25 protein-coding genes and 1 tRNA gene are annotated in these 25,258 nt (G+C 69.1%); 19 read left to right on the forward strand and 7 right to left on the reverse strand.

What is annotated here, in order from left to right; all coding sequences use genetic code 11:
- Window positions 1-30: 30 nt before the first annotated feature.
- The 5 genes from ACPCHZ_RS09550 to ACPCHZ_RS09570 all read left to right on the forward strand — a co-directional run bounded on the left by ACPCHZ_RS09550 (window position 31) and on the right by ACPCHZ_RS09570 (window position 4,809).
- Window positions 31-1,410: a S1C family serine protease gene (locus ACPCHZ_RS09550; RefSeq protein WP_423484496.1), complete on the forward strand. Its 1,380-nt coding sequence runs from the start codon at window positions 31-33 to the stop codon at window positions 1,408-1,410.
- Window positions 1,411-1,433: 23 nt separating this feature from the next.
- Complete coding sequence (locus ACPCHZ_RS09555; RefSeq protein ID WP_364976710.1) at window positions 1,434-1,976, forward strand: MogA/MoaB family molybdenum cofactor biosynthesis protein; 543 nt, start codon at window positions 1,434-1,436, stop codon at window positions 1,974-1,976.
- A 123-nt stretch (window positions 1,977-2,099) separates the two neighbouring features.
- Window positions 2,100-2,258, forward strand: a complete 159-nt coding sequence (locus ACPCHZ_RS09560; RefSeq protein ID WP_423484497.1) for a hypothetical protein — start codon at window positions 2,100-2,102, stop codon at window positions 2,256-2,258.
- A gap of 387 nt (window positions 2,259-2,645) precedes the next feature.
- A complete protein-coding gene (locus tag ACPCHZ_RS09565; RefSeq protein ID WP_364974987.1) occupies window positions 2,646-3,287 on the forward strand; it encodes an MspA family porin in 642 nt (213 codons plus the stop codon).
- Between the two features lie 886 nt (window positions 3,288-4,173).
- On the forward strand, window positions 4,174-4,809 hold the full coding sequence (locus tag ACPCHZ_RS09570; protein WP_364974985.1) for an MspA family porin: 636 nt from the start codon (window positions 4,174-4,176) through the stop codon (window positions 4,807-4,809).
- A gap of 64 nt (window positions 4,810-4,873) precedes the next feature.
- Here ACPCHZ_RS09570 and mscL read toward each other — a convergent pair whose 3' ends face one another.
- Complete coding sequence (gene mscL, locus ACPCHZ_RS09575; protein WP_423484698.1) at window positions 4,874-5,299, reverse strand: large-conductance mechanosensitive channel protein MscL; 426 nt, start codon at window positions 5,297-5,299, stop codon at window positions 4,874-4,876.
- Between the two features lie 274 nt (window positions 5,300-5,573).
- Between mscL and ACPCHZ_RS09580 the strand changes: the two genes are divergently transcribed.
- The gene (locus ACPCHZ_RS09580; protein WP_364974982.1) at window positions 5,574-5,981 is read left to right on the forward strand and encodes a hypothetical protein; all 408 of its coding nucleotides are present in this window, start codon (window positions 5,574-5,576) and stop codon (window positions 5,979-5,981) included.
- A 60-nt stretch (window positions 5,982-6,041) separates the two neighbouring features.
- On the opposite strand, the gene ACPCHZ_RS09585 is transcribed toward ACPCHZ_RS09580, so the two are convergent.
- The 4 genes from ACPCHZ_RS09585 to ACPCHZ_RS09600 all read right to left on the reverse strand — a co-directional run bounded on the left by ACPCHZ_RS09585 (window position 6,042) and on the right by ACPCHZ_RS09600 (window position 8,654).
- A complete protein-coding gene (locus tag ACPCHZ_RS09585; protein WP_423484498.1) occupies window positions 6,042-6,704 on the reverse strand; it encodes an SAF domain-containing protein in 663 nt (220 codons plus the stop codon).
- Between the two features lie 64 nt (window positions 6,705-6,768).
- Window positions 6,769-7,143: an FmdB family zinc ribbon protein gene (locus ACPCHZ_RS09590; RefSeq protein WP_423484499.1), complete on the reverse strand. Its 375-nt coding sequence runs from the start codon at window positions 7,141-7,143 to the stop codon at window positions 6,769-6,771.
- 86 nt (window positions 7,144-7,229) lie between these two features.
- Complete coding sequence (locus ACPCHZ_RS09595) at window positions 7,230-8,024, reverse strand: SDR family NAD(P)-dependent oxidoreductase (protein ID WP_423484500.1); 795 nt, start codon at window positions 8,022-8,024, stop codon at window positions 7,230-7,232.
- Window positions 8,025-8,069: 45 nt separating this feature from the next.
- On the reverse strand, window positions 8,070-8,654 hold the full coding sequence (locus tag ACPCHZ_RS09600; protein ID WP_423484501.1) for a 5-formyltetrahydrofolate cyclo-ligase: 585 nt from the start codon (window positions 8,652-8,654) through the stop codon (window positions 8,070-8,072).
- A gap of 68 nt (window positions 8,655-8,722) precedes the next feature.
- On the opposite strand from ACPCHZ_RS09600, the gene ACPCHZ_RS09605 reads away from it, so the two are divergent.
- The 11 genes from ACPCHZ_RS09605 (at window position 8,723) to ACPCHZ_RS09655 (ending at window position 21,445) form a co-directional block, all read left to right on the forward strand.
- Complete coding sequence (locus ACPCHZ_RS09605) at window positions 8,723-9,634, forward strand: UTP--glucose-1-phosphate uridylyltransferase (RefSeq protein WP_423484502.1); 912 nt, start codon at window positions 8,723-8,725, stop codon at window positions 9,632-9,634.
- A 48-nt stretch (window positions 9,635-9,682) separates the two neighbouring features.
- Window positions 9,683-10,954, forward strand: coding sequence for a gephyrin-like molybdotransferase Glp (gene glp / locus ACPCHZ_RS09610; protein WP_423484503.1), 1,272 nt, complete (start codon window positions 9,683-9,685; stop codon window positions 10,952-10,954).
- Window positions 10,955-10,964: 10 nt separating this feature from the next.
- Entirely contained in the window at window positions 10,965-11,618 is a 654-nt protein-coding gene (locus ACPCHZ_RS09615; RefSeq protein WP_423484504.1) for a GNAT family N-acetyltransferase, read from the forward strand.
- A gap of 165 nt (window positions 11,619-11,783) precedes the next feature.
- Window positions 11,784-12,893 carry a gephyrin-like molybdotransferase receptor GlpR gene (gene glpR, locus ACPCHZ_RS09620; protein ID WP_423484505.1) on the forward strand — a complete coding sequence of 370 codons (1,110 nt, stop codon included), beginning with the start codon at window positions 11,784-11,786 and terminating at the stop codon, window positions 12,891-12,893.
- A gap of 47 nt (window positions 12,894-12,940) precedes the next feature.
- Window positions 12,941-13,013: transfer RNA gene (locus ACPCHZ_RS09625), tRNA-Ala, on the forward strand.
- A gap of 137 nt (window positions 13,014-13,150) precedes the next feature.
- Window positions 13,151-13,936, forward strand: a complete 786-nt coding sequence (locus tag ACPCHZ_RS09630) for a hypothetical protein (RefSeq protein ID WP_423484506.1) — start codon at window positions 13,151-13,153, stop codon at window positions 13,934-13,936.
- A gap of 212 nt (window positions 13,937-14,148) precedes the next feature.
- Window positions 14,149-15,564: a cytochrome P450 gene (locus ACPCHZ_RS09635; protein WP_423484699.1), complete on the forward strand. Its 1,416-nt coding sequence runs from the start codon at window positions 14,149-14,151 to the stop codon at window positions 15,562-15,564.
- Window positions 15,561-17,696: an Rv1355c family protein gene (locus ACPCHZ_RS09640; protein WP_423484507.1), complete on the forward strand. Its 2,136-nt coding sequence runs from the start codon at window positions 15,561-15,563 to the stop codon at window positions 17,694-17,696. The genes ACPCHZ_RS09635 and ACPCHZ_RS09640 overlap by 4 nt, the downstream gene beginning before the upstream one ends.
- 24 nt (window positions 17,697-17,720) lie before the next feature.
- Complete coding sequence (locus ACPCHZ_RS09645; protein WP_423484508.1) at window positions 17,721-19,595, forward strand: putative bifunctional diguanylate cyclase/phosphodiesterase; 1,875 nt, start codon at window positions 17,721-17,723, stop codon at window positions 19,593-19,595.
- Between the two features lie 9 nt (window positions 19,596-19,604).
- On the forward strand, window positions 19,605-20,603 hold the full coding sequence (locus tag ACPCHZ_RS09650; RefSeq protein ID WP_423484509.1) for a GNAT family N-acetyltransferase: 999 nt from the start codon (window positions 19,605-19,607) through the stop codon (window positions 20,601-20,603).
- Window positions 20,600-21,445, forward strand: coding sequence for a shikimate 5-dehydrogenase (locus ACPCHZ_RS09655; RefSeq protein WP_423484510.1), 846 nt, complete (start codon window positions 20,600-20,602; stop codon window positions 21,443-21,445). The genes ACPCHZ_RS09650 and ACPCHZ_RS09655 overlap by 4 nt, the downstream gene beginning before the upstream one ends.
- A 10-nt stretch (window positions 21,446-21,455) precedes the next feature.
- Here ACPCHZ_RS09655 and ACPCHZ_RS09660 read toward each other — a convergent pair whose 3' ends face one another.
- Window positions 21,456-22,160: an LpqN/LpqT family lipoprotein gene (locus ACPCHZ_RS09660; protein WP_423484511.1), complete on the reverse strand. Its 705-nt coding sequence runs from the start codon at window positions 22,158-22,160 to the stop codon at window positions 21,456-21,458.
- 380 nt (window positions 22,161-22,540) lie between these two features.
- On the opposite strand from ACPCHZ_RS09660, the gene ACPCHZ_RS09665 reads away from it, so the two are divergent.
- Complete coding sequence (locus tag ACPCHZ_RS09665) at window positions 22,541-24,175, forward strand: PE-PPE domain-containing protein (RefSeq protein ID WP_423484512.1); 1,635 nt, start codon at window positions 22,541-22,543, stop codon at window positions 24,173-24,175.
- A gap of 1 nt (window position 24,176) precedes the next feature.
- Here ACPCHZ_RS09665 and ACPCHZ_RS09670 read toward each other — a convergent pair whose 3' ends face one another.
- Complete coding sequence (locus tag ACPCHZ_RS09670) at window positions 24,177-24,449, reverse strand: hypothetical protein (RefSeq protein WP_423484513.1); 273 nt, start codon at window positions 24,447-24,449, stop codon at window positions 24,177-24,179.
- 123 nt (window positions 24,450-24,572) lie between these two features.
- Here ACPCHZ_RS09670 and ACPCHZ_RS09675 point away from each other — a divergent pair, with 123 nt between their 5' ends.
- The gene (locus ACPCHZ_RS09675) at window positions 24,573-25,232 is read left to right on the forward strand and encodes a DUF5642 family protein (RefSeq protein WP_423484514.1); all 660 of its coding nucleotides are present in this window, start codon (window positions 24,573-24,575) and stop codon (window positions 25,230-25,232) included.
- The last annotated feature ends 26 nt before the right edge of the window (window positions 25,233-25,258 follow it).

The raw sequence follows: 25,258 nt of genomic DNA on the forward strand, positions 1-25,258 counted from the left end.
ATCCCTTCACGAGGAAGAGCTCATCAGCGAATGACGAACCACCCGAGGTACTCGCCACCGCAGCCGGGCCGTGGGCCTGGTGGCAATGAGCCCGCGGCGCCCGGATACCCGGGAGCTCATCGGCCGGATCCGTACCACCAGCAGACCCACCAGCAGACCTACGACTGGCGTTACGCCACTCAGCAGGCCGGGCAGCAGCAGTTCCGCTCCCCGTACGACCCGTACCGCTCGGCGCCCGTTGCGGTGCCGGGCAACCGTCCCCGAAAGCGTTCCCGCGCAGGGATCTTGACCGCAGGCGCGTTGGCGATCGCCGTCGTCTCGGCGGGTGTCGGCGGTGGCGTCGCGGTGCTGGCCCAGCCCGATCGGCCGAGCCTGGGTTCGAGCCTCGGCGGCGCAGCGCCGACGGTCCCCGCGGCGGCGTTGCCCGCCGGATCGGTGGAGCAGGTGGCGGCCAAGGTGGTGCCCAGCGTCGTCAAGCTCGAAACCGACCTCGGCCGGGCATCCGAAGAGGGGTCGGGAATCATCCTGACCTCGGACGGCCTGATCCTGACCAACAATCACGTGGTGGCCGCCGCGACGGGGAACCCCGGCGGTCGTGGCGCGCCGGGCTTCCCGGGCCTGCCGGGCAATGCCGGGTCTCAGCCGCCCGCGCAGACCAAGGTGACGTTCTTCGACGGTCGCACGGCCTCGTTCACCGTCGTGGGTACTGATCCCAGCAGCGACATCGCGGTGGTGCGTGCCGAAGGCGTGTCCGACTTGACGCCGATCTCACTCGGCTCGTCGGGCAGCCTGCGGGTGGGCCAGGACGTGGTCGCGGTCGGTTCGCCGCTCGGCCTCGAGGGCACCGTGACCACCGGCATCATCAGCGCGCTGAACCGTCCGGTGGCCGCAGGAGGCGACACCCGGAACCAGAACACCGTGCTCGACGCCATCCAGACCGACGCGGCGATCAACCCGGGTAACTCCGGTGGTGCGCTGGTCAACATGAACGGCGAACTCGTGGGCGTCAACTCGGCCATCGCGACGATGGGCGGCGACTCCCCGGAGGCGCGGAGCGGCTCGATCGGACTCGGCTTCGCGATCCCTGTCGACCAGGCCAAGCGCATCGCAGACGAACTGATCCAGAACGGCAGCGCCTCGCACGCCTCGCTCGGTGTCCAGGTCAGCGACGACACCGCGACCGACGGCGCCAAGATCGTTGAGGTCACCGGCGGCGGCGCGGCGGCGGCGGCCGGCCTGCCCAGCGGCGTGGTGGTCACCAAGGTCGACGATCGGGTGATCAACAGTGCCGACGCGCTGGTCGCGGCGGTCAGATCGAAAGCCCCGGGCGAGAAGGTCACGCTGACCTACCTCGACCCGTCCGGCAAGCCGCAGACCGCGCAGGTCACCTTGGGCAAGGCCGAGCAGTGACGTCGGGCGACGGTCTGGAGACCGTGCTGGTGGCTGCGCCGCTGTCCGGCCCCGGATATACGGTTGCACTCATGGAACAGCCAGGGGAGTTGGTGGGCCGCGCGCTGGTCGTCGTCGTCGACGACCGGACCGCGCACGGCGAAGAGGATCACAGCGGGCCGTTGGTCACCGAACTGCTCGGCGAGGCCGGCTTCGTGGTCGACGGTGTCGTCGTGGTCGCCGCGGACGAGGTCGAGATCCGCAATGCACTGAACACCGCGGTCATCGGCGGTGTCGACCTGGTGGTCTCCGTGGGAGGCACCGGTGTGACGCCTCGCGACGTCACCCCCGAGGCCACACTCGACATCCTCGACCGCGAACTGCTGGGTATCTCCGAGGCGCTGCGTTCCTCCGGGCTGTCGGCCGGGATCGTCGACGCGGGCCTGTCTCGCGGACTGGCCGGTGTCTCGGGCAGCACGCTGGTGGTCAACATCGCCGGTTCACGTGCCGCGGTGCGCGACGGAATGGCCACGCTCAACCCGCTGGCGGTCCAGATCATCGGGCAGCTCTCCAGCCTGGAAATCTGACCTGCGAGGTCACAGCCGTGCATGGTGACGATGCGACGCCGAGTTCTTCGCAGACGTCAAATTACGGGCGGATGAACTGCACTGACCTGCCATGTGTGATCTTGGTCACAGTAGGCTGTGGCCATGATTGAAGGTTCACGAGAACCGGTGCCGTCAGTTAACGAGGTCTTCGGTGACGTGCTCCCCGACACCAGTGCCGACGAGCGGGAGCAGGGCGTGCCCGACGCCGGCATGGACCACGACGACTGGCTGATCGAGAATCGTCCCCCGCACCACGGCTGACCTGCCCGGATTTGTATTTTCGTGGCACGTGTCCGCGGACTGTTCGAATGGCGCCGACGTCGGTCCCGAGGTGCGTGGTCGTGCCTGCCCATCCGACCGGTGCGTGCCGCACACCCTCCCCCACGAGTCCAGTCGTTGATCATGGCTGCCGGCAGCTAATCGTGGCGTGCGCCGCGGGTTCGGCGCGCGACATCGCTATGCGTTGCCGGGTCGATGCGGCCCCGTTATGTTCCTCCTGTCAACGATGAGCAAGCCGTAAGAACCGAATGTGAAGTTTCTAATTCGCCTCACATGAAGATCTTGCGAGGTGTGTGGTGTACGGACGGCCAGGCACCGACAACAGACTGGTGGGTTCTTGGACTCGCCCTCGAACAAGCTAGGGGGAACATGAAGGCAATCAGTCGGGTGCTGATCGCGTTGGTCGCGGCCATCGCGGGTCTCTTCGCGAGCACTGGCACCTCAAACGCAGGTCTGGACAACGAGCTGAGCCTGCTCGACGGTGCCGGCCGGACCCTGACCATCCAGCAGTGGGACACCTACCTCAACGGTGTGTTCCCGCTCGACCGCAACCGGCTGACCCGTGAGTGGTTCCACTCCGGCAAGGCGACCTACATCGTGGCCGGTGAGGGCGCTGACGACTTCGAGGGCTCCCTGGAGCTCGGCTACCAGGTGGGCTTCCCCTGGTCGCTCGGTGTCGGCATCAACTTCAGCTACACCACCCCGAACATCGCGTTCGACGGTCTGGACACCGATGTGGGCGACACGTCCGCCCTGCTCGAGGGCATCCAGACACCGCCGCTGTTCCCCGGTGTGTCGATCTCGGCTGACCTGGGCAACGGCCCCGGCATCCAGGAAGTCGCGACGTTCTCGGTGGACGTGGCCGGCGCCGGCGGCTCGGTCGCGGTGTCCAACGCCCACGGCACGGTGACCGGTGCGGCAGGCGGTGTGCTGCTGCGTCCGTTCGCCCGGCTGATCGCCTCGACCGGTGACAGCGTCACCACCTACGGCGAACCGTGGAACATGAACTGACCCTGTTCTGACGAAACGGCCCCCGGTGTCATCCACCGGGGGCCGTTCTCGTTTCGTTTCGTTCCACTGCTCGAAGAGCCCGCGCACGTCGCGTTTCAGGCGTCGGTCGTTGATGCGCGCGACGACTCGGCCGCAGGCCCTCGTTCAGCGGCGGTCAGGTCGTCTCACAGCCATGCAGGATGTGCATCGGACGATGCACATCTGGAATAGCTGCTGGCCGAGTCCCTCCGTCGCCGCCCTATTCCTGACGCCGGGGAGGCGCGTGGGCGTCCGCTTAAGTTACAAGCCGGTGAACTGCGCATACGCCGCAAATGTGATACTCGTCACAGTAGGGTCGCCATACCGCGCGTCGGACATGGCGCCACGGGTGGACAGTTAACACCGGGCCGTCCGGCCTATCGCCCGGACGTCCTCTGTTCCGGACGAAGTGGGGCGGTCGTCAGGCGGCGCATTCGGCGGCGTTCGCTGATTGACGAATCGCCCGCTGCACCGTTTCTGAGCTGGTGTTTTCTGAGTACGGACACACGTGCGTGGCGTTCCGGACATCGCGATCACCAGGTCGATGCGGCCGCGACGCGCGCGTGGAACCGGTGCGACACGACCGGTGTGTTTTCGCAAATCGCCCCGACCGTCGCCCCGGCTCCTCTCCCAGCAAATTCCCAGAACCCCGTCGCCGGTTCGGCGCGCGACGATCGCTTGCGTTGCCGGGGTGGTGCCGCCCCGTTATGTTTCCCGTGTCAACGATGAGCAAGCCGTAAGAACCGAATGTGAAGTTTCTAATTCGCCTCACATGAAGATCTTGCGAGGTGTGTGGTGTACGGACGGCCAGGCACCGACAACAGACTGGTGGGTTCTTGGACTCGCCCTCGAACAAGCTAGGGAGAACATGAAGGCAATCAGTCGGGTGCTGATCGCGTTGGTCGCGGCCATCGCGGGTCTCTTCGCGAGCACTGGCACCTCTAATGCAGGTCTGGACAACGAGCTGAGCCTGCTCGACGGCCAGGGCCGCAACCTGACCATCCAGCAGTGGGACACCTACCTCAACGGTGTGTTCCCGCTCGACCGCAACCGGCTGACCCGTGAGTGGTTCCACTCCGGCAAGGCGACCTACATCGTGGCCGGTGAGGGCGCTGACGACTTCGAGGGCTCCCTGGAGCTCGGCTACCAGGTCGGCTTCCCTTGGTCGCTCGGTGTCGGCATCAACTTCAGCTACACCACCCCGAACATCGCGTTCGACGGTCTGGATTCCGATTTCGGTGGGGGCGTCATCGAGGGCATCCAGACGCCGCCGCTGTTCCCCGGTGTGTCGATCTCGGCTGACCTGGGCAACGGCCCCGGCATCCAGGAAGTCGCGACGTTCTCGGTGGACGTGGCCGGCGCCGGCGGCTCGGTCGCGGTGTCCAACGCCCACGGCACGGTGACCGGTGCGGCAGGCGGTGTGCTGCTGCGTCCGTTCGCCCGGCTGATCGCCTCGACCGGTGACAGCGTCACCACCTACGGCGAACCGTGGAACATGAACTGACCCAGTTCTGACGAAACGGCCCCCGGTGTCATCCACCGGGGGCCGTTCTCGTGTGCGGAGCTTGTCACTCCTCGGAATGGTCCTCCCGCTGGCTGTGCGCGCCCGCCGTGCCTGTCGCATCGGCGCGGAGCAGATCACGGATCTCGGTCAGCAGCGTCAACTCGGTCTCGCTCGTAGCGACCTTCGCGTCACGCTCCTTGAGCTTCTTGAACGGCAGGACGATGACGAAATAGATCACCGCGGCGACGATGAGGAAGTTGATCGCGGCCGACAGCACGGCGTTGAGGTCGACGAACTGATCACCTCCGAGCGGGATGCGCAGGACGCCGTACTCGGCGTCCGGGCCCGCGCCGATGCGATCGATCAGCGGTTGGACGACGTTCGCCGTGAACGCGGTGACGAGGCCGGTGAAGGCCGCGCCGATGACCACCGCGACCGCGAGGTCTATGACGTTGCCCCGAGCGATGAATTCCTTGAAACCCTTGAGCATGATCGTGGCCCTTTCGTCGTTTCCTGTGACTCGCTCCACGGGAACGGTAGCGGGCCACGCCCGCCTTCGGACGGCGAAACGGCCCCGCCGGAGCTCCCGTCATCGACGCCCGAGAAACGCGCGACGACGTGCGCGGGAGCCATCGCCCACATGCACCGGCGCCGTTCGAAATTCGGTGGTCGGCTGGGCAGGCGAGACAGCCTCGGCACTGCTAGTCTTTGGGGGTCGCGAACCTACCGGGCTCCGTCCCGTCAACCAACAAAGGGGAATGCTGATGGCAGCACACGCCAAGGCGCTCACTCGTCGTGCGAAGCAGCTGGGCATCGTGGGAGCCGGGTCGTTTGCCGTCGCCGCGGCCGCCCTGACGCTCGGCCTCGGCACCGCCAGTGCCGAAGTCGAAGAGGTCGCACCGTCGCCAGAGGTGACGAGTCGCGCGGCCGTCGCGGTCAACGAGGACGGTATCCGCCTCACCGATATCGGTGCCGCCCGCGGACAGGGTGGAGAGGCGCGCACCGCCGATCCGACGATCGTCCACGCACAGACGAACGGCGAGAATGCCGGCGTCCGGGATTCCGTGAAAGCGGTCTCCGGTTCGGCCACCGGCCCGCTGTTCGAGGGTGAGTTCACGCCGGCCGGCGAAGGCCCGCTGACGGGCGGCGGACCCGCCCTCGGCGACTGGTGATCTGACAGTCTGACGATCCGCCCCCGGCCCTGCGGCCGGGGGCGGATTGCTTTCCCAGGCCTAGTGGAACGTCAGGGTGATCGCCTGCGTCAGCGCGGCACCCGCCACCTCGTTGGCGTCGTGCGCCGGCAGCGCCACCAGCACCACGCGGTCGCCGGCGCCCGGCCCCTGCTGCTTCCCGGACACCAGCACCACCACCGCCTCACCGGCCACCAGCCGCGGCCGGGCGTCGTCGCCGGGACCCGGACCCGGATCGGGGGCGGCCAGCACGTCGACCACATCACCCGGCCGGACGAGGTCGAGTAACGCGGTGTCGGTCAGATGCAGCGGCACGATGCGCGCATTCGGACCCGCCGCCGACTCGGCCAGACGCGGCCCGAGCAGGCGCACGTCGGTGAGCACCTCGCCACGCCGGGCCGGTCCGGCCAGGGTCTTCCCGACCGCAGTCGCCGAATCGGCGACGGCACCCTCGGGAACTGTTGTCGCCGAACGGCTCTCAGATCGCAGATCGGCGGCTGTCAGCGGCCGGCCGGGAGGCAGATCATGTGTGGCGACGAGGACGTCGACATGATCGCCGCGCGGGTCTGAGCGCACCGCGATCAGGGCCGCCAGCAGAACGAGCACACCCGCGGCGATCCGGCGGGCCGCCACGGTGCGCGACCAGTCCGGCCGCAGTGCGGCGGTGAGCCGATGAAGCGGCGTCGGATCTAGCGATTCCCCCATCCCGCCACGCTAGGCAGGACAGGGGCCGATCCGCGCGGTCAGTCCGGCGGGCTGTGGATAACCGTCAGCTCGACGCGGCGGCGGCCGGTGCAGAACTCGACGAGCTGGAGCCCGACGTCGAACTCGAGCTCTTGCCGGAGTCGCTCGACGAGCTCGACGAGCTGGAGCTCGAGGAGTCGGTCGACGAGGACGTGGAGCCGGCCGATCCAGCGCCTGCCGACTCGGAGCTCTTCGCTGAGCCGTTGCTCGCGCTCTTGGTGGCCTCGCGGCTGTCGGTGCGGTAGAAGCCACTGCCCTTGAACACGACACCGACTTTGCCGAAGAGTTTGCGCAGCCGTCCGTCGCACTTCGGGCACTGCGACAGCGCGTCGTCGCTGAAGGCCTGCACCACATCGAACTTGTTGTCACACGCGGTGCACGCATACGAGTAGGTAGGCAAGGAAACCTCCGAGACGGTCACAAAGTTCTTTAGCACTCTATCGTGCCAAGTGCTAGAACCGCTACGCGGCCGCCGTCATTCCGCGGTCAGCGCGGCTGGTGCGCCACACCGCTGAGGGCCAACGCCGTGATCCTCCGGGGAGTCTCGACGAGGCCCGAGAACATCGCCGCACGCCGGGGATGTCGCACATTCCGCCTGCCCTTGCGCACGGCCTCCACGACCGCCGCGGCGACCTTCTCCCGAGGCACGTCGGCGAGCATGTGCAGCCGGTACATCCGCCGGAAGCTGTCGCGCGTCGGCCAATAGTCGTCGGCCTTGGCCAGGAGGTCGGTGGGTACCGGACCGAGTTCGACCAGCGTCACACCGATCGGCAGACCCCTCAGGTCGACGCGCAACCCCGAGGTGAAGGCGGACAGCGCCGCCTTGGACGCGCCGTAGCTGACGAGGCCGGGGAAGACCGAAATGGCGGCCAGCGAGGAGATGTTGACGATGTGGCCGCCGCCGCGGCTCAGCATCCGCGGAGTGGCGCGCCGGCAGAGTTCCGCCGGCGTCAGGTAGTTGACCTGCGTCACCCGCTGGAGTTCGCCGTCCGGTGCGTCGGCGAATCCCGCGGTGCTCTCGATGCCCGCGTTGTTGACCAGGACGTCTACCGGGCCCGCCTCGTCCTCGACCCGGCCGATCAGGGCGTCCACCTGCGCGGGGTCGGCGAGATCTGCGGCGTGCGCGGTGCCCCCGAGGCCGTCGGCGAGCGCCTGCAACGCGTCGGCGCTGCGTGCGACGAGCGCGACCGTGGCACCGGCTTCGGCGAACGACCGGGCCATCGCCTCGCCGATTCCACGTGACGCGCCGGTGATCAGTACTCGTTTGCCCCCGAGATCCATGGCCGAAGCTTAAAGCGCCCTGATCTTGAGCAGGCGGGATTGCACTCAGCCGAGCGCGGTGAGTCCGCCCCGCGGCGTGAGGGCATGCGTCATCCGCACATCGTGGGGTTCGGCGGGCAGCCGGTCCACCAGCTCGTCGTCACGGACCACTGCCGCGAGCCGGGCTGCCGGGTCGGCCAGCGGCAGCGTCCGGTCGTAGAAGCCGGCGCCACGGCCCAGCCTCGTCCCGGTGCGGTCGACGGCGAGGGCGGGCACCAGCACCAGCGCCGCGGTCGCGACGGCGTCGGCGGGCAGCCACGGCGGCGCCGGCTCACGCAGCCCATATCGCGCTTCGACCAGGCCGTCCATCCGATACTCGCCCCAGTTCAGCGGCAGCGGAACACCCGCGGAGTCCTGCCGGGCCACCGGGAGGAGCACCCGCACCCCGAGTGCCGCCAGGGCATCGATCGTCGCGACCGATCCCGGCTCCGAGCCGACCGGCACGTACGCGCACACCGTCTGGCCCGCGGCGACCAGCGTCAGGAGATGGCCTGTCAGCGCGTGCGCCTCGGCGTCGTGCACCGCTGCGGGCACGGCGCGGCGAGCCGAAAGGATCCGGGCGCGCAGCTCGGCCTTGGACGCGGTGGGCACGTGTCCACCATGACATCCGAGGACATCCGGCAGGGTTTCAACGGCGCGGACGCGGCTAGTGTGTCAGCGTGACTCGTCCCGAGGTGCCCATCCCGTCCACCGCGGTCGTGCCCGCCGCGGGGCTGGGAACGCGATTCCTGCCGGCCACCAAGACCGTGCCCAAGGAGCTGCTGCCGGTGGTCGACACACCGGGCATCGAGCTGGTGGCCGCCGAGGCCGCCGAGGCGGGCGCCGACCGGCTGATCATCATCACCTCCGAGGGCAAGGACGGCGTCGTCGCGCACTTCGTCGAGGATTTGGTGCTCGAGAGCACGCTCGAGGAGCGCGGCAAGGACAAGATGCTCGAAAAGGTCCGTCGCGCACCCGAACTCATCAAGGTCGAGTCGGTGGTGCAAGAAGAGCCGCTCGGCCTCGGCCACGCGATCGGCTGCGTCGAGCAGGTGCTCGGACCCGGCGAGGACGCCATCGCGGTGCTGCTGCCCGACGACCTCGTGCTGCCCACCGGGGTGCTGGAGTCGATGTCGAAGGTGCGCGCGAAGCGGGGCGGATCCGTGTTGTGTGCCATCGAGGTCGAGCCCGAGAAGATCAGCGCCTACGGCGTCTTCGACGTCGAGACCGTGCCCGACGCCGCCAACCCCGACGTGCTGCGGGTCAAGGGCATGGTCGAGAAACCCAAGGCGGAGGACGCGCCGTCGCCCTACGCCGCCGCCGGCCGCTACGTGCTGGACCGGGCGATCTTCGACGCGCTGCGACGGGTCGAACCCGGGGCGGGCGGCGAGATCCAGATCGCCGACGCGATCGCGCTGCTGATCGAGGAGGGCCATCCCGTGCACGTGGTCGTGCATCGCGGATCTCGACACGACCTGGGAAATCCCGGCGGCTACCTCAAGGCTGCGGTTGACTTTGCGTTGGAACGCGACGACTACGGTCCCGAACTGCGGGAGTGGTTGATCGAACGACTAGGGCTGACCCGACCGTAGGCGAGCACTGCTGCGCGGCACGGCCCGCGGATGGCAGAAAGGCGTGTTGTGCGTTCGGTTGAGGAGCAGCAGGCCCGGGTGGCCGCCGCCGCGGTGGCGCCCCGTCCGGTTCGGGTGGCGATCGCCGAGTCGCAGGGCCTGATGTGCGCCGAGGAGGTCGTGACCGAACGGCCGATGCCGGGGTTCGACCAGGCCGCGATCGACGGCTACGCGGTGCGCAGCGTCGACGTGCTGGGGCTCGGCCTCGGTGATCGGCCCGGCGCCGACGACGAGGACGGCGAGCGCGAGGTCAGCCTGCCGGTGATGGCGGAGATCGAGGCGGGGGCGCGCACGCCCAGCCGGCTGCAGCCTCGCCAGGCCGCACGCGTGCAGACCGGCGCGCCGATGCCCACCCTCGCCGATGCGGTGCTTCCGCTGCGGTGGACCGACGGCGGCAAGAACCGGGTGCGGGTGCTGCGCGGGGTCCGATCGGGCGCCTATGTGCGCCGCACCGGCGACGACGTGCAACCCGGTGACGTCGCCGTACGCGCGGGCACGATCATCGGCGCCGCGCAGGTCGGCCTGCTCGCCGCGGTGGGCCGCGAGCGTGTGCTCGTCCACCCACGGCCGCGGCTGTCGATCATGTGCGTGGGCGGCGAACTGGTCGACATCTCCCGCACGCCGGGCAACGGGCAGGTCTACGACGTCAACTCGTATGCGCTCGCCGCCGCCGCGCGCGACGCAGGCGCCGAGGTGAACCGGGTCGGCATCGTCGACACCACCGATCCCGCGGAGTTGCGGCAGATCGTCGAGGGACAGCTCAACCGGGCCGAGGTGGTGGTGATCGCCGGCGCAGTGGGCGGTGTGGCTGCCGAACAGGTGCGTGCCGTGCTCTCCGAGCTCGGCGAGATGGAGGTGACCCGCATCGCCATGCACCCCGGGTCGGTGCAGGGCTTCGGCCAGTTGGGCCGCGACGGTGTCCCGGTCTTCCTGCTGCCGGCCAACCCGGTGAGCGCCCTGGTGGTGTTCGAGGTGATGGTGCGGCCGCTGATCCGGCTCTCGCTGGGGAAGCGCGCGCCGATGCGCCGCGTGGTGCCTGCCCGCACGCTGTCGCCGATCACGTCGGTGCCCGGCCGCAAGGGATTCCTGCGCGGTCAGTTGATGCGCGACCAGGACACCGGTGAGTACCTGGTGCAGGCGCTCGGCGGCGCCCCGGGTTCGTCGTCGCATCTGCTCGCAACGCTGGCGGAGGCGAACTGTCTGGTGACGGTGCCGGCCGACACCGAGGAGGTCCGTACCGGCGAGGTCGTCGACGTGGCATTCCTGGCGCAGCGCGGCTGACCGGCGGGCGATGAGTTTCCTGCGTGCGAGTCCGATGCATCCGGGCTGGCCGACGCCGGCAGGGCCGTTGCAGGTGCCCGCCGGGGTGGTGCGGCTGCGACCGATCCGGCTGCGCGACGCCGCCCAATGGAGCCGGTTGCGGTTGGCCGACCGGACACAGCTCGAGCCGTGGGAGCCGACGGCGGCGGTGGATTGGCAAGTGCGGCACGCACTCTCGGCGTGGCCCACGGTCTGCTCGAGTCTGCGTGCCGAAGCCCGCAGGGGCCGGATGCTGCCGTACGTGATCGAAGTCGACGGCCAGTTCGCCGGACAGCTGACGATCGGCAACGTCACCCACGGCGCGCTGCGGTCGGCGTGGATCGGTTACTGGGTGACAAGCCAGCGCACGGGCGGGGGAGTGGCGACCGCGGCCTTGGCGCTCGGACTCGACCACTGCTTCGGCCAGGTGATGCTGCACCGTGTCGAGGCGACGGTTCGCCCGGAGAACGCCGCCAGTCGCGCGGTGCTGGGCAAGGTGGGCTTCCGTCAGGAGGGGCTGCTCAAGCGCTACCTCGAGGTCGACGGTGCCTGGCGGGACCACCTCCTGGTGGCGATCACCATCGAGGAGATGAAGGGGACGGCGGCGGCCGCGCTGGTGCGCAGCGGCCGCGCGCAGTGGGCCTGACGGAGAGGCCGCTGCCACTTTCGCCGGCGAATCCGTGACGCGTGTGACACGTGTTACTCGTGGTGCTTGTATCCTGCGAATTACAGGTGTGTAATTGTCCTCGGCGCGTCATCCCCGGACGCGCTGGTCACGGACCTAGCCTGAACGGGGAAAGGAGCCGGCGTCATGCCAAGCATCCCCCAATCTCTCCTGTGGATCTCTCTCGTCGTGCTCTGGCTCTTCGTGTTGGTTCCGATGTTGATCAGCAAGCGCGACGCGGTTCGCCGCACCAGCGACGTGGCGCTGGCCACGCGGGTGCTCGACACCGGGCGCCGCTCGAAACTGCGTCGCAGCGGCCCGGCCGCCGGCCACAACAGTGACCCGCACTGGCGGCCCGACGAGAACGGCCTCGACGAGGACGCACTCGACGACCTCGACGAACAAGAGGCCCGGCCGCAGCGCGCGATGGTGCTCGCGGCCGCCACCGTCGTGACCGACGAACCCGACTACCTCGACGTCGACGTCGTCGACGAGGCATCCGGCGCACTGCCGGTGGGCGGATCCGTATTCGACGAACCCGAGCTGCCGTTGGAGTTCAACGCCCCTGAGCCGGTGGCCGAAGACGAAGCCCTCGATGACGAAGCTCTCGAGGACGAAGACGAAGACGAAGACGAAGACGAAGACGAAGACGTCGAAGTCGTGGCCGAGGACGGGGCCGTCGAGGACGAAGCCCTCGAAGACGAGACCGACGACACCGACGACGACGAGGACGACGGCACCGACGACGAATACGAGTACGTCGCCGACTCTTCCGGCCTGGAAGCGCCGTCGGAATCAGACCTGCACGTCGCCGACTCGATGAGCGCTGCCCGCCGGCGCAGGAACGAGTCGAAGACCGCGGCCGCGGTCAGCGCGCGCAAGTACCGGTTCCGCATGCGCATGCTGGTGTCGATGGCCGTGGCGATCGTGGCGACGGCCGCCGCCGCGTATCTCGTCGCGCCGTGGGCGTGGTGGCCGTGCGCGATCATCGGTTCCGTCACCCTGATGTACCTCATGTACCTGCGCCGCCAGACCCGCATCGAGCAACGACTGCGACGCCGGCGGGCGCAGCGGATGATGCGGTCGCGGCTCGGTGTGGAGAACGCCGAGGATCACAAACTCGACGTGGTCCCGGCTCGGTTGCGGCGGCCGGGTGCGGCGGTGCTGGAGATCGACGACGAGGATCCGGCGTTCGAGCACCTCGACTACACGACGTTCGCGCGGCACTACGACCTCCCGCGCGCTGCGGGCCAGTAGTCGATTTTCGGCACTCGCGGCGCGACTGGTAGCCTTTCGTTCCGCAAGGGGCTATAGCGCAGTTGGTAGCGCGTCTCGTTCGCATCGAGAAGGTCAGGGGTTCGATTCCCCTTAGCTCCACAGAGTATGTGCAGGTCAGACGGGTTGCCGTAAGGGAATCGCCGTCGAGGGCCTTTGATTCCTCCCGCGTCACTCGCATTCGCATGACCACGCTTAGAGTCGACAAGCCGCGCCCGGTGCAGTGCTAGGAGAGCCGAATGGTCAGTCTGTGGCTGGTGAGCAACCTTCCCTCGTGGTTGCTGCTGCTGGGCCTCATCGTGGTCGTCGCCGGCGGGGCGGTGCTCGTCCAGACACTGGTGCGCCGGAAGTTCCCCAGCCTCAACGGCGAAGAGCACAACGACGTGATCAGATTCGCGTTCGGGGTGGTCGGGTTCGTCTTCGCCTTTTTCCTCGGCTTCGTCGTCTCCGCAATGTGGGGGCAGATCGGCGACGCGGACGGAAGAGCGCGGACCGAAGGCGCGGCGGGCGTGCAGCTCGCCAGATACGCCACGGCGTTCGACCAGCCGGACAGCGACCGGATCCGCACGGCGCTGCTCGAGTACCACCAGGCGGCGGTGGTCGAGTGGAACGAGAATGCCAGGGGACGGTCCTACCCCGAGGCCGACGAGGCTCTGACGCGCCTCTATGCGGCGTATGAAGGCGTCCAGGCCCGCACCGATACGCAGAAGACCTTGCTCTCAAGCTCTTTCAGCGATCTCGACAGCCTCAGTCAGGCCCGGACGCAGCGGGTGCTGCAGGCGCGCACCGATGTCGGCCCGCCATGGTCGCTGTGGGCGGTCATCTGGCTGACGAGTGCCCTGCTGCTGCTGTGCGCGATCATCTACGACGTCGAGAAACCCTCGACGCACTACTCGATGGTGGCGATCCTGGGCGTGCTGGTGGCGGTGAACCTGTTCCTGGTGATGGAACTCTCGCACCCGTTCCTCGGCGACATCGGAACGTCCTCGCAGCCATTGGAAGAGGTCGTCCGGCAGCTGTCGTAGGAGGCGACGACTGTAGTCAGCGGTCGCACTCCGCTCCCTTCGCCTGGGAATGCCCCAATACCGCACTGTGTTGGTGAGTCACGCGAGACAATATTGACGCGTGTCCTGAATAGTTGAAACGCGAAGAATTAGCCCTGCTAAGCTCAGGTCGGGTCATCTCTCGTCGCTCCGGCCCGGAGTCTCGGGATCCGCTGTGCCGCATGCCTTCCGGTATGCGTTTCGGTGTGCGATGGAAAGGGTCGAGCGTGGCTGATCAGTCGTCGGCCCGGCTGGCGTCGCTGCCACCGGTGCCCGACAATCCACTGCCCTTCTCGCAACGGGTGCGCGCCCTGAGGACCTTCCACACCGGTATCGAGCAGCTGCGCGACGCCGGCGGCCCGGTCACCCGGTTCACCGTCGGCCCGCGGTGGCTGATGCCCCCGGTCGTCGCGGTCACCTCGCCGCAGGGCATCCGCGACATCCTCAGCAACAAGGACGGGTCGATAGACAAGACCACCCGGGTGTTCACCGAGTTCTGCCGGGTGATCGGCGGCAACCTGTTCGATCTGCCGCACGAGGCCTGGCTGCCGCGACGACGCACCCTGCAGCCCGTGTTCACCAAGCAGCAGGTCCGCCGCTTCGGCGGGCACATGTCGGCGGCCGCCGAGTCGGTGGCGTCGACCTGGCGCGACGGCGCCACCATCGATCTCGACGCGGAGTGCCGCACACTCACCCTGCGCGCGCTGGGTCACTCGGTGCTCGGTCGCGACCTCACCGATCACACCGACGAGGTCGCCGACCCGCTGCGGATCGCCGTCACCTACGTCGCGGACCGCGCGCTGAAGCCGGTGCGGACGCCGGCATGGCTGCCCACTCGACGGCAACGGCAGGCCAGGGCGGCCAGCGCGACGCTGCACCGCCTGGCCCGCGAGATCCTGCGCACCTGCCGCGCCGACCCCACCACCGACGCTCCACTGGTCCAGGCATTGATCGCCGCGACGGATCCCGAGACCGGGCAGACCCTGTCGGACCGCGAGATCGCCGAGGAACTCATCGTGTTCCTGTTCGCCGGGCACGACACCACCGCGACGACGCTGACCTATGCCATGTGGCAGCTGGGCCGCAACCCCGACATCCAGAAGCGGGTGGCCGCCGAGGTGGACGCGCTGCCCGGCCGGGAACTCGAACCCGGCGACATCGCCGACCTGCCGTACACGGTGCAGGTGCTGCGCGAGGCGCTGCGGCTGTGCCCGCCCGGCCCCACCGGCTCGAGAATGGCGACACGCGACGTCGAGGTGGGCGGCTTCCGGGTCGAGCGCGGCACCATGCTGATCTTCGGCCGGATGGCCGTGCAGCGCGACCCCACGCTGTGGGACGACCCGCTGACCTTCGACCCCGACCGGTTCACGCCCGAGGCGATGAAGAGCCGGGATCGCTGGCAGTACGTGCCGTTCGGCGGCGGCCCGAGGTCCTGTATCGGCGACCACTTCGCCATGCTGGAGGCGACTCTCGGGCTGGCCACCTTCATCCGGCGCGTCGAGGTCACGTCTGTGGGTGACGACTTCCCGGTCGCCGTACCGTTCACCATGGTCGCCGACGACCACATCTGGGCCCGGGTCCGGCACCGCGAGCCAGGGGTGTCCCGATGAGCGTCGACGACGACGGCCTCAACATCTACGCCGCCCACCTCCTGAACCCCGAGGACTCCGCTGACCGCGCGATGCTCGACCGGCTGCGCGCCGACCCCCGCATCGAGTTCCTCGACCGGCGCGGCCAGCAACTCGACGATCTGCACCGGCTGCGGCCCGCGCCCGACGCGGCCGTGCTCGACGAACCCGGCCGGTGGGCGTACTTCCCGTGGCGACGCAGCGTGGTCGCCGTCCTGGGACCGAAGGCCTTTCGCGCCGTGCGGCTCGACCGCAACCGCAACATCATCACCGCCGCGGAGCAGCAGCGGCTCGGCGCCCTGCGCATCGGCGTGGCCGGACTCAGTGTCGGACACGTCATCGCCCACACGCTCGCCGCCCAGGGGCTCTGCGGGCAACTGCACCTCGCCGACTTCGACGGCCTCGAGCTGTCCAACCTGAACCGGGTGCCCGCCACGGTGCTCGACCTCGGCGTGAACAAGGCTCACGTCGCGGCCCGCCGGATCGCCGAGGTGGACCCGTACCTGCCGGTCCGCGTCTTCGAGGCGGGGCTCACCACCGACACCGTCGACGAGTTCCTCGACGGGCTGGACGTCGTTGTCGAGGAATGTGATTCGCTCGACATGAAGGCGGTGCTCCGGCTCGGCGCGCGTGCGCGCGGTATCCCCGTCGTGATGGCCACCAGCGACCGCGGGCTGATCGACGTCGAGCGGTTCGACCTGGAACCGCAGCGCCCGATCCTGCACGGACTGCTCGGCGAACTCGACGTGTCGCTGCTGCCGGGAATGAGCAGCCGCGACAAGGTGCCGCACATCCTGCGCCACCTCGAGGCGTCGCGGTTGTCATCGCGCACCGCGGCGTCACTGGTGGAGGTCGACCGGTCGATCTCCACGTGGCCGCAGCTCGCAGGCGATGTCGCGCTGGGCGCCACGGCGCTGGCCGAGGCGGTTCGCCGGATCGGGCTCGGCGAGGAGCTGCGGTCCGGGCGGGTGCGCATCGACGTCAGCGGCGCGCTCGACCGCCTCGCCGAACCCGAGATGGCGCGGCAAGCCCCCGAGCCGCCGCCCGATCAGGACGACGCCGACCTGCCGGGCCTGACCGGCGTGCTCGCCGCCGCCGCGATCCGGGCGCCGTCGGGCGGCAACGTGCAGCCGTGGCGCATCGACGTCACCCACGAAGCGCTCACCATTCGTGTTGCCTCCGAACACACCTCGGCGATGGATGTCGGGCACCGCGGCAGCGCCGTCGCGCTGGGCGCTGCGCTGTTCAACGCCAGGGTCGCGGCCGCCGCGCACGACGTGCTCGGCCCCGTCGCCGTGACCGAGCACACCGACGGGGTCCCGCTTCAGGCGACGCTGCGGCTCGGCGACGACAGTGACGCCGACCTGGCGGCGCTGTACCGTCCCATGCTCGCCCGCGAGAGCAACCGTCACCACGGCACGCCCGGCCCCCTCGACCCCGCCACCGCAGAGGCACTGCGCGCGACCGCCACCCGCCACGGCGCCACCCTGCGGTTGCTCACCACCGACGCCGAACTCGCAGACGCCGCAGGCATTCTCGCCGCCGCCGACCGCACCCGGTACCTGACCCCGCGGCTGCACGCCGAGATGATCTCCGAGCTCCGCTGGCCTGGCGACCCGGACTTCGACGAGGGCATCGACGTGCGCAGCCTCGAGATGGACGCCGGTGACCTCGCCGTGCTCGACATCCTCCGACGGCCCGAGGTGATGGCTCACCTGGCGGACTGGGGGGCGGGCGGCGCACTCGGCGAGGACACCTACGACCGGGTGCGGGCGAGCTGCGCACTCGCGGTGGTGACCGTGGCGGGCCACAGCCTGCGCGACTACGCGGCGGGAGGGGAGGCGATGGAGGCGGTGTGGGTCGCCGCACAAACGCACGGGCTCGGCGTGCAGCCGGTCTCGCCGGTGTTCCTGTACGCCCGGTCCCACGACGAACTGCGGGGCCTGTCACCGCAGTTCGCCGACGAGCTCGCCGGCCTGGCATCGGACTTCGCGCGGCTGGCCGGCACCGGCCCTGACGACGCCGTCGTCCTGCTTCTGCGACTGGCCGCCACGGGTCCGGCATCGGTGCGGAGCAGGCGCAGTCTCGACCGTGTTCGGGCACTGTCCCGGTGAACGCGCTGTCGTAAGGTTTGACACGTGTCGCGCACACTCGAGGAGGTCGTCACCTCGGTCGCCGCCGAACTCATGGCGGCGAACGTCACGTCGGTCGTGCGCAGCAGCGAACGGGTGCTGGAGATCCTGGTCGGGCAGCTCGGTGTCGACATCAGCTTCCTGCGCCACAACGACCACACCATCCATGCCACCAAACTCATCGCGCAGTGGCCGCCCCGGCCGTACATCCCGGACCCCGATCCGATCGGGGTTGTGCACTTCGTCGACGCCGACCCGGTGTTCGCGGCGGCGGAGCACCTCAAGACCCCGCTGGTGATGCGGCCCGAGCCGGCGAACGACGACTACCAGCGCCGGATCGAGGAGGGTACCGCGGTGCCGGCCAGCTCGATGGCCTGTGTGCCGTTGCTGTCCGGTGAGACCACAACCGGCACTTTGGGATTCGTCAAGTTCGGCGATCGCGAATGGACGCCGGAGGAGCTCAACGCGCTGCAGACCATCGCCACCCTGTTCGCGCAGCTGCAGGCCCGCATCGTGGCCGAGGAGCAGCTGCACTTCCTGGCCGAGCGCGACGACCTGACCGGCCTGCTGAACCGCCGCTCGCTCACCGAGCACCTGGACCGGCGGCTGGCCTCCGGCCGGGAGGAGTCGGTGCCCGTCCTGTTCATCGACCTCGACCGGCTCAAGGCGGTGAACGACTACCTGGGGCACAAGGCCGGCGACGCGTTCATCAAGGTGTTCGCCGATCGCCTGCGCGAAGCGGTGGAGGGTCCGGCCACCCTCGCGCGCATCGGCGGCGACGAATTCCTGGTGATGCCGAACGCGTCGATGGACGCCGACGGCGCGGAGGTCTACGCCCGGGAACTGCAGACGAGGCTGCAGAAGCGGGTGGTGATCGACGGCGAGACGCTCACCCGCACCGTCAGCATCGGCGTCGCCGTCGGGGTGGCAGGGCGCGACAGCACGTCCGACGTGCTGCGCTGGGCCGACCAGGCCGCGCTGTCGGCGAAGAGCGCAGGCGGCAACAACGTCTCGGTGCTCACCCCCGCCCAGTCCGAGAAGCAGGCCTTGATCAACGACGTCGAGCTGCGCCTCGAAGAGGTGATCGACGTCGACGGCGCCCTGGTGCTGCACTACCTGCCCGAGATCGACATGCGCACCGGCGAGATCCTGGCCACAGAGGCCCTCGTGCGATGGCAGCACCCGACGCGCGGGCTGCTGCTGCCCGACGCGTTCATCGGCGTCGCCGAATCCATCAACCTGGCCGGCCGGCTCGGGCGCCGGGTGCTGCGGATGGCGTGTGAGGAGTTCACCGGCTGGCGGCGCAACGGGCTGGGCCTCGACCTCGTGTTGCGCGTCAACGTCTCACCGGTGCAACTGGTCTCGCACGGCTTCGTCGACATCGTCGCCGCGACGCTCGACCACTGCGGGCTCGACGCAGGCAACCTCTGCCTGGAGATCACCGAAAGCGTTGTGGTACAGGACATCGAGGCCACCCGTAACACGTTGGCCGGCCTGCGCGACGTCGGCGTGAAGATCGCGATCGACGACTTCGGCACCGGGTACAGCGTGCTGACGCACCTCAAGTCGCTGCCCGTCGACACGGTCAAGATCGACCGCGGTTTCGTCCGCGACCTGGGCAGCAATCCGCACGACCTGGCGATCGTCCGGGCGATCATGGCGCTGGCCGACGCGTTCGGCCTCGACGTCGTCGCCGAAGGCGTCGAGACCGAGTTCGCCGCCAGGACCCTGATGGATCTCGGGTGTTCGAGGGCGCAGGGCTTCCTGTTCTCGAGGCCCGTCCCGGGTGAGGCGATGGCGGCGCTGCTGGCCGCCGGTGCGGTACCGATCACCCAGACAGATGTGCGCACACCTCTCGACGACGGTCGGCCTTCCCCGTAGCCTCGGGGCGTGGCCGGTGCGACAGCCGTCCGCGTAGACGAACTCGCGGCACTGGAAATCTTTGCCGGCTGCCCCATTGACGCTCTGGCGCCGCTGGCGGCCCAGTTGCGGCCGCTGACCGCCACGCCCGGCCAGGTCCTCATGCGCCAGGGTGAGCAGGCGGTGTCCTTCCTGCTGATCGGCTCCGGCCGGGCCCAGGTCACCCACGCGGCCGCCGACACCCATCCGCTCGTCGTCGAGGTGGCGCCGGGCATGATCGTCGGCGAGATCGCGCTGCTGCGGAACACCCCGCGCACCGCGACGGTGGTGGCGATCGACGAACTGACCGGCTGGGTGGGTGGCCACGAGGCGTTCACCACGATGCTCGACCTGCCGCCGATGATGGCCAAGCTGGTGCGCATCGCCCGGCAGCGGCTGGCCGCCTTCACCGACCCCATCCCGGTGCGGGTGCGCGACGGCACCGAACTGTTCCTGCGTCCGGTGCTCCCCGGCGACAACGAGCGCACGATCAACGGGCCGGTCGAGTTCTCCAGCGAGACGCTGTACCGGCGGTTCCAGTCGGTCCGTCGCCCCACGGTCACGCTGATGGCGTACCTCTTCGAGGTGGACTACCTCGACCATTTCGTGTGGGTGGTGACCGACGGCGCCGACGGGCCGGTGGTCGCCGACGCCCGGTTCGTGCGCGACGAACAGGACCCCACCACCGCCGAGGTCGCGTTCACGGTGGGGGACGCCTATCAGGGTCGCGGGATCGGCACGTTCCTGATGGAGGCGCTCGCCGTGTCCGCGGCCTACGACGGTGTGCAACGGTTCTCGGCGCGCGTGCTGTCGGACAATTTCCCCATGCGCAAGATCCTCGACCGGTTCGGCGCGTTCTGGCACCGTGAGGATCTCGGCGTGGTCACCACCGTGGTCGACGTCCCCGATGCGTCCCGACTGTCGCTGAAACCCCTTCTCGTCGAGCAGATCCGCGCCGTCACCCGCCAGGTGATCCGGGCGGTCGGATGACCGGCGCCGAACGCAGACCACCGCTGAGCAAGGACACCCGGTTGTGCATCTCGCTGGCCGGCCGGCCCAGCAACATCGGCACCCGGTTCCACAACCATCTCTACGACGTGCTCGGCCTGGACTTCATCTACAAGGCGTTCACCACCACGGACATCGTCGCCGCGATCGGTGGGGTGCGCGCCCTTGGCATCCGCGGTTGCTCGGTGTCGATGCCGTTCAAGCAGGACGTGCTGGCCCTCGTCGACGAGGTGGAACCCTCCGCCCGCGCGATCGACGCGGTGAACACCATCGTCAACGACGTCACCGTGTCCGGCGGGCGTCTCACGGCGTCCAACACCGATTACCTTGCGGTGCAGCGGCTGATCGCCGATCACGCGCTCGATCCCGCCGCCCCGGTGCTGATCCGGGGCAGCGGTGGCATGGCCGCGGCGGTCGGAACCGCTTTCCGGGACGCGGGTTTCGGCACCGGCACCATCGTGGCGCGTAACCGCGACACCGGTGCGGCACTGGCGGACCGGCTCGGCTACGGCTACGCGGGCGACGTCGGGTCGCGCACCGCCGCGGTGATCGTCAACGTGACCCCGGTGGGCATGGCCGGCGGCCCCGAGGAGCGCGACAGTGCCTTCGACACCGCGACTGTCACACGGGCCCAGACGGTGTTCGACGTGGTGGCGATGCCGTCCGAGACCCCGCTGATCAGGGCCGCCAGGGACGCGGGGGTGCCGGTCATCACCGGTGCCGAGGTGATCGCGCTGCAGGCCGCCGAGCAGTTCGAGCGCTACACCGGCGTGCGACCGACGCCCGAGCAGATCGCCGAGGCGTCCGCGATCTCCCGCGCCTGACCGCCCGCCGTCAGGGGGTGACGGTGGTCTGCTCGTCGATGAGGTTCATCGCGTCCATCATCGGCCCCTCCTGCCCTTCTGGGCCGTCGGCGTTGAGCTGCAGCACGTACATGCCGTCCTGGCCGGGGATCACGACGGTCTTCTGGCCGATCAAGCGGGTGGCGCCGTCCTTGACGTAGGTGCCGCTCAGCTGCCAGGCGTCGAAGCCACTCATCGTGCTGGACTGCCCGTCGCTGCCGTCCCAGCCGTCGAGGTTCTTCAGCTCGTTCGGCGCGAATTCGATGATCTTCGCCGGGTCGACGTTGCCGGTGAGCTTCGACATCAGCGCGATGACGCTCGGCGGGTCAGCCGCGGCGGCGGGGTCGCTGAACACGATGGCGCCCCAAGCCCATTCGGGTGCGTTGGCGCCGGCGTCCTCCCATCCGGGCGGGATGGGCAGGTCGAGGGTCGGCGAGCCCGGATCGCCGCGGTGGATCGGCGTCTCGACGATCTGGTTCTCCTTGATGTAGTCCACGATCGTGTAGTTGGCGCCCTCGGCCGGTGCGGGCGAGGTCTCGGGAGCGGACTTGGTCGCTTCCGCCTTCGACGTCGCTTTCGACGTCGTCTCCTTGGACGTGCTCGGCTCGGTGGCGGTGTCGGACCCGCACCCTACGAGTGCCAGTCCGAGGGCGACCGCCGCGATGGCGACGCCGCTCGCCCGCCGTGAATTCCTCATGAGTTCTCCCGTCGATTGAGATGTCGGCCAGAGCCTACGGCTGGCAAATGCCCGCCGAAGGCCGAATCGCCGGGCACGTTAACCGGCGATGATTGGAACTCGATTGGAGGCCGTCGGGCTCCGCGACGGTCCGCCGGCGCTTCTGAACCGATTCCGAAATCCGGGCGAGATTCGCTTGCTGTGGCTGGTCGCGGGCGGTCGGTTATTTCCTGCGGCAACTACTTGAATCTGGTAGCCGAAAACTTCGCCATTGCCCGTTGGCAACCTGAGAATCCGATGAGAAACTGGTCGTGCCCAGCAGGAAGCAGCTGTCTCTTGACACCCGCGTCATCACTGGGCGCCGGGGAATCATTGCTGTTACTGCATGGGGGAAGTCGCGTATGCGCAATCAACTTCGTTCGCTGGGCGTGGCCGGGGGAGCCGTCGCGGCGGCGGTCACATTCGGTCTGGCGTCACCGCTGCCGTCGATGGTCCAACTGCTGGCCACCACCGCGCTCATCATGGGGGGCACCGAGCATCCGCTGGTGCAGTCCGATCACGACGGCGTCAGCAATGATCCGTTGACCGCGGACGAGCAGTGGGTGAGGGACTATCTCGACGCGATGCAGGAGAACTACCTCGAGCCGACCGAAGGCGACCGGGACGCTCAATCGAACGAGCCCTACCGCCTGGTGGCCGTGTACACGCCGGAGGAGTTCTTCCCGGTCGTCGGCTCCAAGACGTTCGACGACTCGGTGCAGGAAGGTGCGGACAACCTCGACGGCTGTATGACCACCGGCTGTGACTCGAATGTGGTGACCGACCCCGAACCCGGGGTCAACGACGAGTGGGTGATCGTCGGCTACTCCCAGAGTGCCCGCATCGCGTCCATGGAGAAGCAGCGGCTGATCGACGAGTACCGCGACGACTGGATCGCCGGTGAAGAGACTCCCGACGTCTCGTTCCTGCTCCTGTCGAACCCGAACCGTCCCAACGGCGGTGTGCTCATGCGTTTCAACGGGCTCTCGATCCCGATCCTCGGAGTGACCATGGACGGCGCGTCGCCGACCGACAGCTGTGTCCGCGGCACGTGCCATCTGCCGACCGTCGACGTGGCGCAGCAGTACGACGCCCTCGGCGGTGACTTCCCGCTCTACCCGCTCAATCTGCTGGCGACGCTGAACTCGATCGCCGCCTATCTGCTGCTGCACGGCGACATGCCGTACGCCGGCATGGACGAAGTCGACGAGGATCAGGGGCAGTTCGGCGACACCCACTACTACATGGTCGGCGCGGACATCCTGCCGCTGCTCATGCCGCTCGAGCGGATCGGTGTGCCGCGTGCGCTGCTGCGGGTCATCGACGCACCGCTGCGTGTGATCATCGAGACCGCATACCGTCGCGACATCAGCCCCGGCGAGCCGGTGCCGGCGCAGCTCGTGCCCGTGCTCAACCCGAGGTTCCTGGCCAACCTGCTGGCCTCCATCCCCGTCGGCATCGACGACGCCATCGAAGAGGAAACCGGCGAGCGGCCGCTCGGCACAGAACCGGCCGGGATCTACGGCGTCGGCGGCGAGGACGAGGACCTCGAGGGCACACCGGTGGGGTTCGTCCCGCTGGGCCGGCCCGATCCCACGACGTCGACGGAAGTGGCAACCACAGCCGCGCCCGACTCGCCGGCGGCGGGTGCCGAGAGCGCCGACTCCCAGCGGACCACCGAGCTGACGGCCCTCCCCGCGGCCGGGAGCACACCCGAGACCCCGAACGCGGAAGTGCCGAAGGCGCAAGCCGATCCGCAGTCGAACGGCAACCTGCAGACGTTCTTCCGGCAACGCGACAACGCCGACGACGAGCAGCAGAATCCCAAGCCGCGCTCCGAGCACCGCCCGGGCAGTCACCTACGCAACTTCGTGAAGCGGCTGACCGGTCAGCGTCAGGAACGCCCGAACGCCGCGGACCCCTCCCCGTCGTCCGACGACGCGCCGGACAAGGACCCGTCGCCTTCGGCGGACAACGACACCAAGGACGCCGCCTGAGTCAGCACTTCGCCGTGAGCAGCAGCGCGCCGCGGCGCCCGGAGCTCATCGGCTGGGTCGCTCCTCCGCCCGCTTGCACGGCGGCCACCGAGCACTGATCGAGCGGCCGATCGCCGACTTTGTCGACGACCACCTGGTAGCCACTGCGCTCGAGGGCAGCGGCGGTGTCCTCGGCCGATCCGACGCCGGCGGGCGCGGCCGAGGCGGCCGGAATCCCGAGTGTGAGTACGGTCATCGCTCCGCCCGCCATCACGGCGAGCAGCAACTTCTTCATTCGTGGTGCCTTTCGATATCTGATCTTGTCAACGTGCGATCAATCGAATTGATTCCGAACGAGTTTGGGAGACGCGGGCCGCTCGGCACCGTCCGGCGCGTCAACTGTGGTATCAACGGCGACGTGCGCCACTACGCGGCCCTCGCAGCGGCGGTGCTGTGTCTGGCGGCCTGTGCCGCGCCGGCCGAGGCGCCACCCGCCGTCACCCCGTCGTCCTCCACGACGGTCGGGGTGGTCAACCCGGCGCGGGTCGATCGCGTCCGCGGCGAATTGCCCCCCGGCTACGAGGTTGCCGACCTCATCGACCGGCCGACCCCGGTGGCGCTGTGGGGATTCGGCCCCGGGTGGAGCGCCGAACCACCGCAGTGCGCTGCGCTCGCCGATCCTGTGCTCGACCCCGCCTCGCTGCGGGGATGGTCGGCGTCGGGCGAGGGCGGCATCGTCTACACCTTCGCGGCGGGCGGCGCGGTCGCACCGGATCCGGCGGTCGTCGACGGCTGCGCCGCATGGACGGTGACGTCAGGGCCCACCTCCGGCACGGTCGGCCGCCTCGACGCGCCGACGGTCGACGGCGCCATCACGCTCGGCATGGCCGCCGACGTGGTCACGACCGTCGAGGGCGGCACCGCCACCCGTTCACACGCCGACACGTACTACGCCTTCGCCGAAGGCCGTGTCGTGGTGGTCGCCGTGGTCACCGATCCGGGTGCCGCCCAGGCTGCACTCGACCCGGCGTTCGCCGCCGACCTGCTGACGAAAACCGTGGCGGCGTTACGGGGTTGACCGCCCCGACACGGGTAGATTGACGC

Source organism: Mycobacterium sp. NPDC050041, from assembly GCF_049541695.1.
In the GTDB taxonomy this organism is placed as follows: domain Bacteria; phylum Actinomycetota; class Actinomycetes; order Mycobacteriales; family Mycobacteriaceae; genus Mycobacterium.